Source organism: Bradyrhizobium sp. CCBAU 11357, assembly GCF_028128865.1.
Lineage (GTDB): Bacteria > Pseudomonadota > Alphaproteobacteria > Rhizobiales > Xanthobacteraceae > Bradyrhizobium.
Genome location: NZ_LBJW01000113.1, coordinates 1 through 14,880, shown reverse-complemented (window position 1 = coordinate 14,880; position 14,880 = coordinate 1). Strand labels below are relative to the sequence as shown.

General features: G+C 64.6%; 14 protein-coding genes. 6 read left to right on the top strand and 8 right to left on the bottom strand.

From position 1 onward, the window contains the following. Nucleotides 1-21: 21 nt before the first annotated feature. Nucleotides 22-1,815, bottom strand: coding sequence for a winged helix-turn-helix domain-containing protein (locus tag XI05_RS36010; protein ID WP_271510596.1), 1,794 nt, complete (start codon nt 1,813-1,815; stop codon nt 22-24). Between the two features lie 158 nt (nt 1,816-1,973). Between XI05_RS36010 and XI05_RS36005 the strand changes: the two genes are divergently transcribed. The 4 genes from XI05_RS36005 to mddA all read left to right on the top strand — a co-directional run bounded on the left by XI05_RS36005 (nt 1,974) and on the right by mddA (nt 3,683). Next, nucleotides 1,974-2,279, top strand: a complete 306-nt coding sequence (locus tag XI05_RS36005) for a nickel-binding protein (RefSeq protein ID WP_271510594.1) — start codon at nt 1,974-1,976, stop codon at nt 2,277-2,279. A gap of 52 nt (nt 2,280-2,331) precedes the next feature. Continuing rightward, on the top strand, nt 2,332-2,505 hold the full coding sequence (locus XI05_RS36000; RefSeq protein WP_271510592.1) for a hypothetical protein: 174 nt from the start codon (nt 2,332-2,334) through the stop codon (nt 2,503-2,505). Between the two features lie 74 nt (nt 2,506-2,579). Beyond that, nucleotides 2,580-2,837 carry a hypothetical protein gene (locus tag XI05_RS35995; protein WP_271510590.1) on the top strand — a complete coding sequence of 86 codons (258 nt, stop codon included), beginning with the start codon at nt 2,580-2,582 and terminating at the stop codon, nt 2,835-2,837. Between the two features lie 84 nt (nt 2,838-2,921). Continuing rightward, nucleotides 2,922-3,683, top strand: a complete 762-nt coding sequence (gene mddA / locus XI05_RS35990) for a methanethiol S-methyltransferase (RefSeq protein ID WP_271511918.1) — start codon at nt 2,922-2,924, stop codon at nt 3,681-3,683. Nucleotides 3,684-3,751: 68 nt separating this feature from the next. Here mddA and XI05_RS35985 read toward each other — a convergent pair whose 3' ends face one another. Then, on the bottom strand, nt 3,752-4,576 hold the full coding sequence (locus tag XI05_RS35985; protein ID WP_271510588.1) for an NAD-dependent epimerase/dehydratase family protein: 825 nt from the start codon (nt 4,574-4,576) through the stop codon (nt 3,752-3,754). Between the two features lie 90 nt (nt 4,577-4,666). Here XI05_RS35985 and XI05_RS35980 point away from each other — a divergent pair, with 90 nt between their 5' ends. Further along, nucleotides 4,667-5,644 carry an SMP-30/gluconolactonase/LRE family protein gene (locus tag XI05_RS35980; protein ID WP_271510587.1) on the top strand — a complete coding sequence of 326 codons (978 nt, stop codon included), beginning with the start codon at nt 4,667-4,669 and terminating at the stop codon, nt 5,642-5,644. Between the two features lie 184 nt (nt 5,645-5,828). On the opposite strand, the gene XI05_RS35975 is transcribed toward XI05_RS35980, so the two are convergent. Both XI05_RS35975 and XI05_RS35970 read right to left on the bottom strand, forming a co-directional pair. After that, nucleotides 5,829-7,259, bottom strand: a complete 1,431-nt coding sequence (locus tag XI05_RS35975; RefSeq protein WP_271510585.1) for an aldehyde dehydrogenase family protein — start codon at nt 7,257-7,259, stop codon at nt 5,829-5,831. 312 nt (nt 7,260-7,571) lie between these two features. After that, nucleotides 7,572-9,935, bottom strand: coding sequence for a transketolase (locus XI05_RS35970; protein WP_271510583.1), 2,364 nt, complete (start codon nt 9,933-9,935; stop codon nt 7,572-7,574). A gap of 131 nt (nt 9,936-10,066) precedes the next feature. On the opposite strand from XI05_RS35970, the gene XI05_RS35965 reads away from it, so the two are divergent. Continuing rightward, nucleotides 10,067-10,528, top strand: a complete 462-nt coding sequence (locus XI05_RS35965; RefSeq protein WP_027571162.1) for an Lrp/AsnC family transcriptional regulator — start codon at nt 10,067-10,069, stop codon at nt 10,526-10,528. A gap of 136 nt (nt 10,529-10,664) precedes the next feature. On the opposite strand, the gene XI05_RS35960 is transcribed toward XI05_RS35965, so the two are convergent. The 4 genes from XI05_RS35960 to XI05_RS35945 form a co-directional block, all read right to left on the bottom strand. Then, nucleotides 10,665-11,744, bottom strand: a complete 1,080-nt coding sequence (locus XI05_RS35960) for a zinc-binding dehydrogenase (protein WP_271510579.1) — start codon at nt 11,742-11,744, stop codon at nt 10,665-10,667. Nucleotides 11,745-11,804: 60 nt separating this feature from the next. Beyond that, nucleotides 11,805-12,746, bottom strand: a complete 942-nt coding sequence (locus XI05_RS35955; RefSeq protein ID WP_172784617.1) for a DMT family transporter — start codon at nt 12,744-12,746, stop codon at nt 11,805-11,807. Between the two features lie 186 nt (nt 12,747-12,932). Next, nucleotides 12,933-13,772, bottom strand: coding sequence for an aldo/keto reductase (locus tag XI05_RS35950; protein ID WP_271510577.1), 840 nt, complete (start codon nt 13,770-13,772; stop codon nt 12,933-12,935). Nucleotides 13,773-13,791: 19 nt separating this feature from the next. Continuing rightward, nucleotides 13,792-14,688, bottom strand: a complete 897-nt coding sequence (locus XI05_RS35945; protein WP_271511916.1) for an SMP-30/gluconolactonase/LRE family protein — start codon at nt 14,686-14,688, stop codon at nt 13,792-13,794. Between the last annotated feature and the right edge of the window lie 192 nt (nt 14,689-14,880).

Genomic DNA, 14,880 nt, shown 5'->3' with positions numbered 1-14,880 from the left:
GGTACGGAGCACGGACCGTCCTTAGGCAGCACGTCCCGGCGTTCGCGTATCGACCTCGCGTCGCAAAGCGGCACATGCAGCCTCGAACTTCCGCGAGCCCAGTTCGCCGGCCGCCAGCTGGGCTGCGTGAATTTCCGCTGAAGCGCCTCGAACGTCATCATGCGCCAATTGCAGCTTGGCGATACGGAGTCTCAGCCTGACCGCCTGCACTCGCCCGTCGATGCTCGACCACAGCTGCCGGGCCAGGTGCAGATGCCGCAGCGCAGAGTCGTACTCGTCGCGCACATCTGCGAGAACCGACTGCGCTTCGTTCGTCAATGCCCGAATCGAAGGCATCGGCCATCGGTCCGGGCTTCCGGAAAGCTCTTCGATCAGCTCCAGGGCCTGCTCATGGCGGCCTGTATGCGCGGCGGCGAGCGCCAGATGCGCGAACAATATTCCTCGGCGCTGCAGGGTCCACCAGGTCTTTCCGATCAAGCTGCGTTCGAGACTGGTGTAGGCGGCTTCAGCCTCGCCACGTTCCAGCAAAAGCATGGCATGGCCGGGCTCCGGGCACCAGCCGAGAGCATAGGCCTTTTCGTAGGCTTCGAGCGCGGCGTCGTCATTGCCGATCGCAGCCTGGACGTCCGCCAGAACGCGATTGGCATCGCCGATCGCCCATGGTGCATCGCTGGTCAGCCGTGCCAGCGAATCTTGAATGCGCGACAAGGCCTCGCCAAGCGAGCCCCTGACGCCAAGGACTTCCGACCGATGAAGCTGACAGGAGCCGGTCAATTCCATCCCGCTCTCGGTGCAATATTTCTGATAGCCCAGCGTCCACTGGTCGGCCCTCGCCCAATCTCCGAACATCCGCGCCGCCCACAGGATGTTGCAGTAGAGGATGCCTCCGACGATCGGATCGATATCGCCGCTGGAGAGCGCCATCGCAGCGGCGAGGTCCTGATCCGCCAGTCCTGCGCGCGTATCGCCGAGACACAGCCGGTAGAACCCGCGATAGGCCAGACTCAGCGCCTCGATGCCAACAGCGTCCCGGTGCCGGACCGTGCTGTACGCGGCATCGGCAAGCGAAAGCGCCTGCTCAGGCTCGCCGTCGAACGCGGCGACCTTCGACTTCATCCAGAGAGTTAGCGCAGTCGTGGCGGGATCCTCGATCTCGGAGGCCCAATCCTCCGCCCGCGCCAGCCACCCCTTGGCAATCGCCGCCTGGCCGCGCTCGAAGTGCAAGCAGGAGAGTGTGACGGCGTCGACGACGGCCAGCGACACGTTGCCGGCCTTGGTATGGGCGGCGACCGCGCGAGCCAGGAGAGGCAGCGCCGCATCGGCCTTGCCGGTGCACTGCAAGGCTAGCGCCCATTGGTGCAAGTCGGCGCCTTCGAGCGGTCGGATCATATCGGCCGCCTCGAACAGCGCTGCGGCTTCGTCCCAGGCTTGCGCGGCAGCGGCGCGCTGCGCTTGCACCCACACGTCCGGGGCTTGCCCGTCCGTCGTCTCGGGAGCGGCAACCCGTGGCTCCGATCCGCCGTCGATGCAGAAACGATATCCCCTGCCCGGCATGTTCCGGATGGCACCATCCATGCCACCCTTGCGCAGCACGCCACGCAGCATGCTCACTGCCCGCTGCAAGGAGTTGTCGGTGACGGTTACGTCAGGCCAGAGGGTATCGAGCAGCTCTTCCTTGGTGACGACTCGGTCCCGGTTACGCGTCAGGTAGACCAGCAGATCGAACACGCGCGGCTGCAACGCGACTTCCCGCTGCGCGCGCATAAGCGCGCGGCCCGCTTCGTCGAGTTCGAAGGGTCCGAACCTGAGGGTCATATCGTTCTGTCTGCGAGAGACGGAAAAGGTTCAGACAGAGATCAGGCAATGATCAGGCCCCGGTCAGGACGATCAGCGCCGACCGCGCCTATAGCTTCTCACGGCCTTCGGTCACGACGGACCGAATGGCAGCAAGCATCAACCCGAGGAGATACCTTATGGAACTCTATGTCATTCGCCGTCCAAGCGCCTGGGCAAACCTGAGCGAACTGGAAGCCGCAGGCGCGAAGTCCGCGCGGATCGGCAACGAGCAGATGTCCGATCGCGTTCGCTGGATCCGCAGCTATGTGGTCCATGAGGCCGACGGTCGCATCGGCACCTTCTGTATCTATGAAGCCCGCGACGGGGAGTCGATCCGCGAGCATGCACGGCGCGTCGGCATGCCGGGCGAGGAATTCTACAAAGTCGCCACGACGGTCGTTGTTCGCGGCGATCCCAACCCGCAGACGGCCGCCGCCGAATAGCAGATCAGCGCGGGCGGCGTCCTCAACTCGTGCTTCCGTGAAAGGATGAGAGATGTCCATTCAGTCTCAGGCGCCGCCCGCACTGAGCCCCTCGCAGCGATATCTCGCCGGCATCCTGCTGCGGCTTCGCCGGCTCATCAATCGGTCTGTCGCCAGCATGCTGGCAAACCGCGAGAAGGCCGCAATGCAGTTCGCGAAGGGTTGCGGCGACCATGGCCAACGGTGACGACACGGTTCGAGACCCGAGGCACCATCGGAAGATTTGCATTCCCCGCGACAGTTTCAATCGAGGAAATAGTCATGAATACTTTCTTCCCATCCGACGCTTCCGAAGCCAAGACCTCCGATTTCAAGGCTTTCAGGCTCGGAATTTCCAAGTCCAGAACCGCCGCGCTGGCGATCGGGACGATCGGTGCCGTCATGATGTCGCTCGTTCTGGCTTCGGCTGCAACGACGCTCGGCGACCATCGCAGCGAGAGCGTGAGCGGCGGCGCCGCCGTCCAGAAAAGCCCAGGCAAATGCAAGGCCGCGAGGGTCCCAAAAGCCTTTGCAACGTGACGAAGGCGGCGGTGAACACCGCCCGTTGAAACAGCCGTTTCAATCCCTCACCACTGAACTGGAAGATTCATCATGTCCATCACCATGCAAAACAGACCCACTCAGACCGCAACCTCGCTCGCTGCACGAAGCTTCGTGCTCGGCTACGGCGTCCTCGCCTATTTCATCTTCTTCGGGACCTTTCTCTACGCCGTCGGCTTCATGACGCAGTTCGTTGTGCCCAAGACGATCGACGGCGGCGCGGCGGGCTCGATCGGACAGGCGCTGATGATCGACCTCGCGTTGATGTCACTTTTTGCCGTCCAGCACAGCGGCATGGCTCGCCAGGGCTTCAAGAAGCTGTTCGCCGCCTTCGCCTCACCTGCCCTCGAGCGCAGCACCTATGTCCTGCTCGCAAGCCTGAGCCTGATCCTGCTGTTCTGGCAATGGCGTCCCATCACAACCGTCGTTTGGGCGATCGAGACGCCGATGGCAGCCTACGCCGCGGTCGCCGGCAGCTTCGCCGGCTGGCTCATCGTGCTGTACAGCACGTTCCTGATCAGCCATTTCGAGTTGTTCGGACTGACGCAAGTCGTCAGCCACTTTGCAGGTAGGCTCGCCGAGCCGATGAAGTTCAGGACGCCGGGACTCTACCGCCTGGTCCGGCATCCGATCTATCTCGGCTTCATCATCGCGTTCTGGTCGACGCCGACCATGACGCTCGGGCACTTGCTGTTCGCGATGGTGACGACGGCCTACATCTTCGTCGGCATCTGGTTGGAGGAGCGCGACCTGGTCACTCTGTTCGGAGATCAGTACCGGCACTACAGGGAGAAGGTGGCGATGTTGATCCCGGGCCTGTTCTGATCCGGCGCCACCGTACGGCTTGAGCGGCCAAGCAGAGCTTCGGCCGCTCTCGCCATGTCGCACGCTCCCTAGCGCTTATTCCAATCGATGACCCGGCTCGGATCGGCGTCGAACTCCATGCTGCAGAACGTGCCGCCCTGGAAATAATCGCCGACCGGATCCGGCTTCAGCTTGGCCTGCTCGGCCATGGCGTGCTCGCGGAAATCTTCGGCGCGGCCGGTGGGGCGATAGCCGAATTCGTAGGCGCGGTGGTTGTCCCACCAGGCGCGCTCGTTGAAGGAGGCGCCGTAGAAGATCTCGAAATGGATGTCGGGATGCTCCAGCCCAATGCGGCAGAGCTGCACGAGGTCGTCGGGCTTGAGCCAGATCGAGAGCCGGCGCTGGTCGAGCGGCATGTCGCCGAAGTTGCCGATGCGCAGGCAAGTTACCTTGAATCCGTGCTTGTCGGCATAGAGCGCACCGACGGCCTCGCCGAACACCTTGCTGACGCCGTAGCGGCCGTCGGGACGCGGGGTGACGTCGGTGCCGATCTTGTGGTGGCGCGGATAGAAGCCGACGGCGTGGTTCGACGAGGCGAACACCACGCGCTTGACGCCCTTGCGGTACGCCGCCTCGAAAAGATTGTAGCCGCCGATGATGTTGGCCTGGAGGATCTGATCCCAGGTGCCCTCGACCGAATAGCCGCCGAAATGCAGGATGCCGTCGACACCCTCGCAGATCGCCTCGCATTGCGCGAGGTCGGCAAGGTCCGCTGCCTTGAACTGCTCGTTCGCGCCGAGATCGGTCGGCGGCTTGATGTCGGAGAGCAGGAGATCCGGATAAATCGGCGGCAGTAGTTTCCGCAGGCTCGTGCCGATTCCGCCCGAAGCTCCCGTCATCAAAATACGCGGCATGTTGTCCCTCACCGTTAGTGACTGAATTTGCGGTCACGTGTCTCTAATGATAGCAGGATTGTCCAGAGGGAACGAAACGAGAGAACCGGCATGAATGAGGCATCGTCCCACACCCAGGAGCGGCCAGGCTGGCGGCCGGCAAGCTATTATCCCGATCCGGCGATCCGTGCGCTCGATCCCCGCTTCGAAAAATACTGGCTGAAACTGTCGGCGGTGGAGCGGCTGGCGACCGGCCTGCGCTGGGCCGAGGGGCCGGTGTGGTTCGGTGACGGACGCTATCTGCTGTGCAGCGATATCCCGAACCAGCGCATCCTCAAATGGGAGGAAGAGACCGGCGCGGTCAGCGTGTTCCGCAAGCCCTCGAATTTTGCCAACGGCAACACGCGCGACCGGCAGGGCCGGCTGATCACCTGCGAGCACGGCGGCCGGCGCGTGGTGCGCACCGAATATGACGGCAGCATCACCGTGCTGATGGATCAATTCAACGGCAAGCGGTTGAACTCGCCGAACGATGTCGTTGTTAAATCGGACGGCTCGATCTGGTTCACCGATCCGACCTTCGGCCTGCTCGGCAATTACGAGGGCTACAAGGCCGAGCCCGAGATCGAGCCGAACGTCTACAGGCTCGATCCCGAGACCGGCAAAGCGACGATCGTCGCCGAGGGCGTGCTCGGGCCGAACGGCCTGTGCTTCTCGCCGGACGAGAAGATCCTCTATGTCGTGGAATCGCGCGGTGTGCCGAACCGCAATATCCTCGCCTATGACGTCTCGCCCGAGGGCACCACGCTCTCGAACAAGCGTATCCATATCGATGCCGGGCCGGGCACGCCCGACGGCATGCGCTGCGACATCGACGGCAATCTCTGGTGCGGCTGGGGCATGGGAGATCCCGAGCTCGACGGCGTCGTGGTGTTCGCGCCCGACGGCGTCATGATCGGCCGCATCGCCCTGCCCGAGCGCTGCGCCAACGTCTGCTTCGGCGGCGTCAAGCGCAATCGCCTGTTCATGGCCGCGAGCCAGTCGATCTACGCGCTGTATGTGAACACGCAGGGGGCGTTCGGGGGATAGTTTCTCGTCATTCCGGGGCGCGCCGTCTTCGGCGCGAGCCCGGAATCCATCCGGCAACGGAGTCGGTGGATGAATGGATTCCGGGCTCGTCGCTTCGCGACGCCCCGGAATGACGGGAGAGAGATCAACAAAAAACGCCGGAGCGGTTGCCCGCTCCGGCGTCACGTTCTTTCAAGCGATAAACCTACGCCGCGTTGAAGCCGGCAACTGCCTTCACTTCGAGGAAGTCCTCGAGGCCGTACTTGCCCCATTCGCGGCCGTTGCCGGACTGCTTGTAGCCTCCGAACGGCGCGGTGCGGTCGTTGGGCACGCCTTGCAAGTTGACGTTGCCGGCGCGGATCTGGCGGCCGACGCGCTTGGCGTCCTCGACCGTCGCCCCCGTGACGTAGCCGGCGAGGCCATACGGCGTATCGTTGGCGATCTTGACCGCGTCGGCTTCGTCCTTGGCGCCGATGATGGTCAGCACCGGCCCGAAGATCTCCTCGCGCGCGATCGTCATGTCAGGGGTGACGTCGGCGAAGATGGTCGGACGGACATAGAAGCCCTTGTTGACGCCTTCGGGCAGGCCCGGGCCGCCGGCGACGAGCGTTGCGCCCTCGTCGATACCCTTCTTGATCAGCCCCTGGATCTTGTCCCACTGGCCGCGATTGACCACCGGGCCGATGGTGGTGCCTTCGCCGCGCGGATCGCCCGCCTTGGTCTTGTCGGCCACGGCCTTCGCGATCGCGGCGACTTCCTTCATTTTCGACAGCGGCACGATCATGCGCGAGGGCGCGTTGCAGGACTGGCCGGAATTGTTGAACATGTGCATCACGCCGCCGGTCACCGCCTTGGTGAGGTCGGCGCCTTCGAGGATGACGTTCGGCGACTTGCCGCCGAGCTCCTGGCTGACGCGCTTCACGGTGGGGGCCGCGCGCTTCGCAACGTCGATGCCGGCGCGGGTCGAGCCGGTGAAGGAGATCATGTCGATATCAGGGTGCTCGCTCATGGCGGCGCCGACCTCGGGGCCGAGGCCGTTGACGAGGTTGAACACGCCCTTGGGCACGCCGGCCTCATGGAGGATCTCCGCGAAGATCAGCGCCGAGGTCGGCGTGAACTCGCTGGGCTTCAGGATCATGGTGCAGCCGGCGGCGAGCGCGGGCGCGACCTTGCAGGCGATCTGGTTCAGCGGCCAGTTCCAGGGCGTGATCATGCCGACCACGCCGATCGGCTCGCGCAGCACCATGGCGGTGCCGACCGGCTCCTCGAAATGATAGTTCTTGAGCACGTCGAGCGTGGTCATGAGATGGCCGAGGCCGGCGCCGGCCTGCAGCTTCTCCGCCATCGGCAGAGGCGCGCCCATCTCGTCGGAGACGGCAGCGCCGATCTCCTTGAGGCGGCCCTTGTAGACCTCGATCACTTTGCTGAGCAGCGCGACGCGCTCCTCGCGGCTGGTCTGGGAGAACGTCGCGAAGGCGCGCTTGGCGGCGGCAACCGCCTTGTCCACGTCGGCCTTGGAGCCCAGCGCAACCTCGTACATCGCCTCTTCCGTCGCCGGATTGACCACGGCGGTGGACTTCTTGACGGCGGGATCGACCCAGGCGCCGTCGATGTAGAATTGCATGCGATTGACCATCGTTAACCTCTTCTTGGGGGCTTGGAGGGGGCGTTTCGGCAGGCATCCTTGCACGAAAGCGCCGGCAATTGAACCCGCCATATGCGGGACCAGCGTTGCGGCGAGCGGAATATGTGACGCGATTTGAAGCGAGGCAAGCGGCCCTAATCGCAAGAACCTGGGTCCCGGCTCTGCGTCGCGACATTTCATGTCGCGCCGCGTCCGGGACACGAGATTGTAACGAGTCTAGACAGTCTCGTGCCCCGGACGCAGCGCAGCACTTCTTCAGTGAGGCGCTGCAGAGCCGGGGCCCACGCGACGGGTCACCCCCTACTACACCGCCATCTTCCGATGCAGCACCGGCGCGCCGGTGGTGAGGCTTTCGGCCGCATCGATGATGGCGTTGGCGTCGATGCCGTAGTGCCGATAAAGGTCCGCGATGCTGCCGGTCTGGCCGAACTGCTCGACACCGAGCGCCTCGACACGGTGGCCGCGGACGCTGCCGAGCCAGCCGAGCGCGGCGGGATGGCCATCGATCACGGTCACGAGGCCGCAGTCGCGCGGCAGCGGCGCCAGCAGCTTTTCGATGTGGCTGAGATGCTGCACGCCGCGGCGGTCGCGCCGCAATTTACGCGCGGCGGTCCACCCCGCATGCAGGCGATCCGCCGAGGTGATCGCGAGCAGGCCGACGTCGCGGCGGCTCTCGCCGATGAAGCCGGTCGCCTCGATCGCTTCGGGCGCGACCGCGCCGGTATAGGCGATCACGACCTCGGCATTCGGGCCCGGCTTGCGCAGCCAATAGGCGCCATCGGTGATGCCCTGTCGCAGCTCGCCCGTCATGATCCGCTGCGCCTGCTCGATGGCGCGCGTCGAGAGCCGCAAATAGACCGAGCCGCCCTCGCCCGGATCGCGCTGCATGTGCTCGAAACCGTAAGCCATGATCACGGCGAGCTCGTCGACGAAGGCCGGCTCGAACGAGGCGAGCCCATCCTGCGCCAAGCCGATCAAGGGCGTTGCGATCGACTGATGCGCCCCGCCCTCGGGCGCGAGCGTGAGGCCGGACGGCGTCGCCGCCACCATGAAGCGCGCGTCCTGGTAGCAGGCGTAGTTCAGCGCATCGAGGCCGCGCTCGATGAAGGGATCGTAGAGCGTGCCGACCGGCAAGAGCCGCTCGCCGTTGATCTGGTGCGACAGACCGAGCGCCGAGAGCATGATGAACAGGTTCATCTCGGCGATGCCGAGCTCCAGATGCTGCCCCTTCGGCGAAGCATCCCAATTGTAGGTCGAGGGAATTTTCTCGCTGCGGAATAAATCCGCCTTCTCGGCCCGCGCGAACAGGCCGCGGCGGTTGACCCAGGGGCCGAGATTGGTCGAGACGGTGACGTCGGGCGAGGTCGTGACGATTCGCCTGGCGAGCTCGCTGTCGCTGCGTGCGATCTCGTTCAGGACGAGGCCAAAGCCCTGCTGGGTCGACATCTGCGGCGATGGCTTGAAGGCGAGCTGTTGCGGCACCTCGACGACGGGCGCGGTGAGCCGGCGACCGTCCTGGTTGAACGGCACGCGCGCGAGGAAGGCCTCGAGCTCGGCTGCATCCTGCGATAGCCCTTCGAACTTGTCCCATTCATGGCCGGGACGGATGTTCTGGCTGTCGCGGTATTTCTCCATCTGCGCGACCGTCATCAGGCCGGCGTGGTTGTCCTTGTGACCCTGGAACGGCAGGCCGACGCCCTTGATGGTGTAGGCGATGAAGCAGACGGGGCGGTCGTGATCGATGGAATCGAACGCCTCCAGCATGCTCGCCATGTCGTGGCCGCCGAGGTTCGACATCAGCGCCAGAAGCTCCTCGTCACTGCGCTTGTCGATCAGTTTCGTGATCGGGCCCTGGTCGCCGATCTCGTCATGCAGATGTTTGCGGAAGGCCGCGCCGCCCTGGAAGCAGAGCGCCGCATAGAGCGCGTTCGGGCAATTGTCGATCCAGCGCTTGAGCGCCTCCCCGCCGGGCTCGGCAAAAGCCTCGCGCATCAGGCGGCCGTATTTCACGATGACGACGTCCCAGCCGAAATTGCGGAACATGGTCTCGAACTTTTCCCAGAGACCTTCACGCACGACGGCGTCGAGCGACTGCCTGTTGTAGTCGACCACCCACCAGGTGTTGCGCAGGCCGTGCTTCCAGCCCTCCGCGAGCGCCTCGAAGATGTTGCCCTCGTCCATCTCGGCATCGCCGACGAGCGCGATCATCCGCCCCTCGCGGCGATCCTTCATCCAGCCATGCGCCTTGACGTAATCCTGCACCAGCGAAGAGAACAGCGTCTGTGCGACGCCGAGGCCGACCGAGCCGGTGGAGAAATCGACGTCGTCGACATCCTTGGTGCGCGAGGGATAGGACTGCGCGCCCTTGAAGCCGCGAAAGTTCTCCAGCTTCTCGCGGCTCTGCCGGCCGAACAGGTACTGGATGGCGTGGAACACCGGGCTCGCATGCGGCTTCACCGCGACGCGGTCCTCGGGGCGCAGCACGTGGAAGTACAGCGCCGACATGATGGTGGCGAGCGAGGCGGACGAGGCCTGGTGGCCGCCGACCTTGAGGCCGTCCGCGTTGGGGCGGATGTGGTTGGCGTGGTGGATGGTCCAGGACGACAGCCACAGCGCCTTGCGGCTGAGAGCGGTCAGGGTGTCGAGACGGGGGGGGGCAACGGGCATGGCGATGCTCCGGGAAATATGCACCGATCATACGCCTGCGGGCCGCGGCAAACTTCTCAATTTTTCGCGCCATACCCGCCGATATTGGGATATTTTACCAACGTAGCCGACCAGAAGCAGGTTCCATCCCAATGCCCGAGCTCGACGCCATCGACCGCAAGATCCTCAGCCACCTTCAGAACGATAGCCGCCTGACCATGCAGGAGCTTGCCGACAAGGTCGGACTCTCGGTGTCGCCCTGCCACCGCCGGGTCAAGCTCCTGGAGGAGCGCGGCGTCATCTCGCGCTATGTCGCGACCGTCGACCAGAAGGCGCTGGGACTGCATGTCAGCGTGTTCATCTCGATCAAGCTGGCACGGCAGAAGGAGGAGGACCTCAACCGCTTCGCGCGCGCCATCTCGAAATGGGACGAGGTGCTGGAATGCTATCTGATGACGGGCAACCGCGATTATCTGCTTCGCGTCGTCGCCGCCGACCTCGCCTCCTACGAGACGTTCCTGAAGACCAAGCTGACCCGCCTCGACGGCATCGCCTCGATCGAATCGAGCTTTGCGCTGAGCCAGGTGAAGTACTCGATCGCGCTGCCGGTGTAGCCGCAAGCTCCGGCCTGGTAGGGTGGGCAAAGCGTAGCGTGCCCACCATTCTCACCGCGAACGCGGATGCATGGTGGGCACGGCGCTTTGCGCCTTTGCCCACCCTACGGCGCCCTTGCTCCTCGCATGACGAGCGTCACCGCCAAGGCTGCACGATGATCTTGGTGTGGGCTTCGGGGTTGGCGAGATCGGCGAAGGCCTTTGCGACGCCGTCGAGGCCGACTTCGGCGGTGACCATCGCAGCCGCATCCACCTGCCCTTCCGCGATCAGGCGCAGCGAGCTTGCGAACTCCTCCGGCGTGTAGCCGAGCACATATTGGACGTTGAGCTCCTTCATGATGCCGAGCATGGGCTCGCTTCTGTCGCTCTCCATGCAGACGCCGACCACGACGATGCGCGCATCGCGCGGAGCCCCCTCGAACACCTGCTGCAACAGCCCGGGCACGCCGACGCATTCGAAGATGATCGCGGGCTTCAGTGCGGGCAGCATGGCCTGGAACGGCGGCCGTGCGGCCTTCTCGGCGTCCGACATCTGGGCATGCTCGGCCCAGGTCGCATAGGGCTGCGACCCCCTGGGATCGACGACGATGTCGGCACCGAGCTTTGCGGCGAGCGCGCGCCGCGCCGGCGAATAGTCGGCCGCGATGATCGGATGCAGCCGCTTGAGCTTCAGCGCGGCGATCACCGCGAGCCCGACCGGACCGCAGCCGATCACCAGCGGCACCTCGCCGCCACGAATATTTGCCTTGGCGACGGCGTGAACGCCGACCGCCAGCGGCTCGGTGAGCGCGGCATGCTCCGGCGCGAGGCCATTGGGGACTTCGAGCAGCAGCGCTTCGCTCAGCAGCATCGCCTCGGCGTAGCCGCCGACATTGTCGTTGGAATAGCCGATGCCTTCGATGCCCTGCGGCGTCACCAGCGCGGGCAGCGAGCAAACGTGCGTGCCCGGCTTGAGCTTGCGCGATGTGCCCGGACCGTAATCGACGATCTCGCAGCAGAACTCGTGGCCGAACACGACGTCGCGGCCGAGGTCCATCGGCTTTCGCCCGGTCTTCGTCGCCATCTCCACCATGCGGTGGGCGTGCTGGCGCGCATGCAGGTCGGAGCCGCAGATGCCGCAGGCGAGCGTCTTGACCAGAACCAGGCCGGGGCCCGGCGTCGGCTCGGCCATCCGGCCTACGACAATCTCACCGTTCCTGAAAATCGCGGCGCGCATCCGGCTCCTCCCTGATCGTTGGAGCCCTTGATAGCACGACGCGGAACCCGCGAACTTGCGTCAGGCGTTCGGAGAGCGCTCTTCCAGCACCAAGAGCTGAGCGCGGCGGACGCGCTCGCGATGGGCGATGTAGAGGCCGCTGGCGACGATGAAGGCCGCACCGACGATGGTCCAGATGCTCGGGACCTCGCCAAAGATGAAGAAGCCGAGAATGCTGACCCACAACAATTGCGAGTAGGAGAACGGCGCCAGCACGGAGGCATCGCCGTAGCGATAGGCCAGCACGACGATCCACTGGCCCGCGGTCGAAGCGACGCCGATGAAGATGCCGAGCGCGATCGCGGTCCAGGACGGCGTCACCCAGACGAACGGCACGATTGCGGTGAGGATGGCAAGGCCGGTGAGCGAGGAATAGGCCATGGTGGTGACGACGGCTTCCCGTCCGCTCATCATGCGCGTCAGGATCAGCGTGCCGGCCCAGCACGCCGCCGAGACTAACGGAAAGACAGCGGCGGGGTGAAACGCGCTGGTGCCCGGGCGCAGGATGATCAGCACGCCGATGAGGCCGAGCGCGGTGGCGAGCCAGCGGCGCATGCCGACCTTCTCGCCGAGGAACACGATCGAGAGCGCCGTGACGAACAGCGGCGCGACGAAGCCGGTGGCGGACGCCTCCGCGATCGGCAGGAAGCCGAGACCCGTGATGAAGAACAGCGAGGAGCCGAGCAGTGCCGCCCCGCGCATCACGTGCAGGCCGGGACGCTTGGTGCGCATCGCATAGAACGGGGAGGCGGGCAGCATCACCGGCGTGAACAGCAGCGTGAAGGTGAGGAACCGGATCCAGGTGATCTCGATCGAGGGCAGGCTGGTCGAGAGATATTTCGCAGTGACGTCGGAGCAGCCGAGAAACACCGTCGAGAGCAGGATCAGCGCGATGCCCTTGAAGGGATGATCGACGCGCGCAGGCGCGCGGCGAGCCTGCTGCTTCTTCTCCGGCACAGGCATGGGAATACTGTCGAGCCTTGCGGCTGCGGCGGGCGGCGGTGTCACGGCTGGAACCCGGGCAAAATGCGAATCGAGAACAGCCGTAAAAAACGACAAATGCCCCGCGTTCACAACTTCCGAAAACAGGATGCCGATATGCGCAGGCCGCCGCGGCGTCAATGCTCCGTTAATATTGCCCGTTGTGCACTACAGCATGGGCAAGCCGCGCGGCTTAGGTCCGCGCGGAAACGCTGCATCGAGCGCGGTAACCTCGTCTTTCGTCAGCACGAGATCGCCTGCAGCCGCATTTTCGCCGGCATGTTCCGCGGACGAGGCCTTCGGAATCGCGAACACCGTAGTCGCACGGGTCAGGAAGCTCAGCGCGACCTGACGCGGCGTCGCACGATGCGCCTCCGCGATGCGCGCCAGCACGGCGCCGCCCTTGCTGCTGCTTGCGGGAAAATCGTCGTGCCCGAACGGCGAGTAGGCGACGACGGCGACATTGTGCTGCTCGCACCACGGGATCACCGCATGCTCGATCGCGCGTTCTTTCAAATGATAGAGCACCTGGTTACAGGCGATCCGGCCCTCGTCTGAGACTTCGAGAATCTCGTCGAGATCGTCGGCATCGAAATTGGAGACGCCCCAGGATTTGATCTTGCCTGATTGCACCAGCTCTTCGAACGCAGCGACGGTGTCCTCCAGCGGATAGGAGCCGCGCCAATGCAAGAGATAACAGTCGAGCCGATCGGTCTTCAGTCGCTTCAGCGAGCGCTCGCAGGCGGTGATGGTGCCGCGGCGCGAGGCGTTGCTCGGCAGCACTTTCGAGACGAGGAACACCTCATCGCGCCGGCCCGCGATCGCATCCGCAATGACGAGCTCGGCATCGCCATACATCTCGGCGGTGTCGATGTGGGTCATGCCGAGATCGAGCCCGCGATGAAGCGCCGCGATCGCGCGCTTGCGGTCGCCGTGGTCGAGATACCAGGTGCCCTGCCCGATGACGGAAACGTTGACGCCGGTCTTGCCGAAGGGCTTTGATTTCATGTTTGTTCCTTCAGATGCTCTAGAGCCCGCCGATATCGGCCACCAGCACGCTGCCGGTCGAGGACTCCGTGATATAAAGCCGATCCTTGTTGGCGCCACCGATCGCGACATTGGTGCAATTCGGTCCGGCGCACGACTTGATCCGCGCGATCAATTCGCCGTTCGGCGCGAACACGAAGACGTGGCCGAGCGAGGCGTGGCCGACGAACAGGCGGCCCTTCGCATCCATGGTCAAACCGTCAGGGCCGCTGGTGCCGAACAGCGAGCAGAAGCGGCCGACCTTGGACACGCTGCCGTCCCTCATGAACGGCAGCCGCCACACCGCGTTGTCGCGCGTCATCGCGACGAACAGCACGGTTTCGGTCGGGTCGAGCACGAGACCGTTGGGGCTGATGCCGGTGTCGAGCAGGCAATCCAACCGGCCGTTCGCAGCCAGCCGATAGACGCGCCCGCTCGGATCGTGCAGGCCGGTCTGGCCCTGGTCGGTGAAATAGATGTCGCCGTTGGAGACGAGATGCAGATCGTTGCAGCCGCGAAACGATTCCGAATTGCGCCCGGTCAGCACCGGCTTGACGCGGCCGGCTTCAACATCGAGCTCCATGATGCCATGCTTATAGTCGGCGACAAGAATGCGGCCGTCGGCAGCGATCTTCAGCCCGTTCGGCCACCCCTCATATTCGATCACGAGCGACCATTCGCCGTCAGGCGCGATGCGAAAGATGCGGCCGAACGGAATGTCGACGATGTAGAGGTTGCCATCCCTGTCGAAGGATGGCCCCTCGATGAAGCAGTCGGTCGGCACGTTCGGCCGGTTGGCATCGGCCCAATCGGTTCGCATGCCCTTGCGGCGGAACTTTTCGGGCATTGCGGAGAACAGCCTGGTCTCGATCAGGCGCGGCGGCGTTTCCAGGTACATCATTGTTGTTGTGGGTGCTGAGGGAGAAGCCGCGGCACCATAGGGCACAATCGACGGCGCGTCGATTGGCGCGGGCGGCATGGCTGCGTCCACGTCGCTCTCGTGTCCCGGACGCGCTGCAACGTGAAACGCTGCTGCGCAGAGCCGGGACCCATATGTGGACGGCCCCCGTGGCACAAGAGCATTTTTGAG

What these genes read in the sequence shown, in the direction of transcription:
- XI05_RS36010 (WP_271510596.1), bottom strand. Translation starts at nt 1,815, where the DNA reads ATGACCCTCAGGTTCGGACCCTTCGAACTCGACGAAGCGGGCCGCGCG.
- XI05_RS36005 (WP_271510594.1), top strand. Translation starts at nt 1,974, where the DNA reads ATGGAACTCTATGTCATTCGCCGTCCAAGCGCCTGGGCAAACCTGAGC.
- XI05_RS36000 (WP_271510592.1), top strand. Translation starts at nt 2,332, where the DNA reads ATGTCCATTCAGTCTCAGGCGCCGCCCGCACTGAGCCCCTCGCAGCGA.
- XI05_RS35995 (WP_271510590.1), top strand. Translation starts at nt 2,580, where the DNA reads ATGAATACTTTCTTCCCATCCGACGCTTCCGAAGCCAAGACCTCCGAT.
- mddA (WP_271511918.1), top strand. Translation starts at nt 2,922, where the DNA reads ATGCAAAACAGACCCACTCAGACCGCAACCTCGCTCGCTGCACGAAGC.
- XI05_RS35985 (WP_271510588.1), bottom strand. Translation starts at nt 4,576, where the DNA reads ATGCCGCGTATTTTGATGACGGGAGCTTCGGGCGGAATCGGCACGAGC.
- XI05_RS35980 (WP_271510587.1), top strand. Translation starts at nt 4,667, where the DNA reads ATGAATGAGGCATCGTCCCACACCCAGGAGCGGCCAGGCTGGCGGCCG.
- XI05_RS35975 (WP_271510585.1), bottom strand. Translation starts at nt 7,259, where the DNA reads ATGGTCAATCGCATGCAATTCTACATCGACGGCGCCTGGGTCGATCCC.
- XI05_RS35970 (WP_271510583.1), bottom strand. Translation starts at nt 9,935, where the DNA reads ATGCCCGTTGCCCCCCCCCGTCTCGACACCCTGACCGCTCTCAGCCGC.
- XI05_RS35965 (WP_027571162.1), top strand. Translation starts at nt 10,067, where the DNA reads ATGCCCGAGCTCGACGCCATCGACCGCAAGATCCTCAGCCACCTTCAG.
- XI05_RS35960 (WP_271510579.1), bottom strand. Translation starts at nt 11,744, where the DNA reads ATGCGCGCCGCGATTTTCAGGAACGGTGAGATTGTCGTAGGCCGGATG.
- XI05_RS35955 (WP_172784617.1), bottom strand. Translation starts at nt 12,746, where the DNA reads ATGCCTGTGCCGGAGAAGAAGCAGCAGGCTCGCCGCGCGCCTGCGCGC.
- XI05_RS35950 (WP_271510577.1), bottom strand. Translation starts at nt 13,772, where the DNA reads ATGAAATCAAAGCCCTTCGGCAAGACCGGCGTCAACGTTTCCGTCATC.
- XI05_RS35945 (WP_271511916.1), bottom strand. Translation starts at nt 14,688, where the DNA reads ATGTACCTGGAAACGCCGCCGCGCCTGATCGAGACCAGGCTGTTCTCC.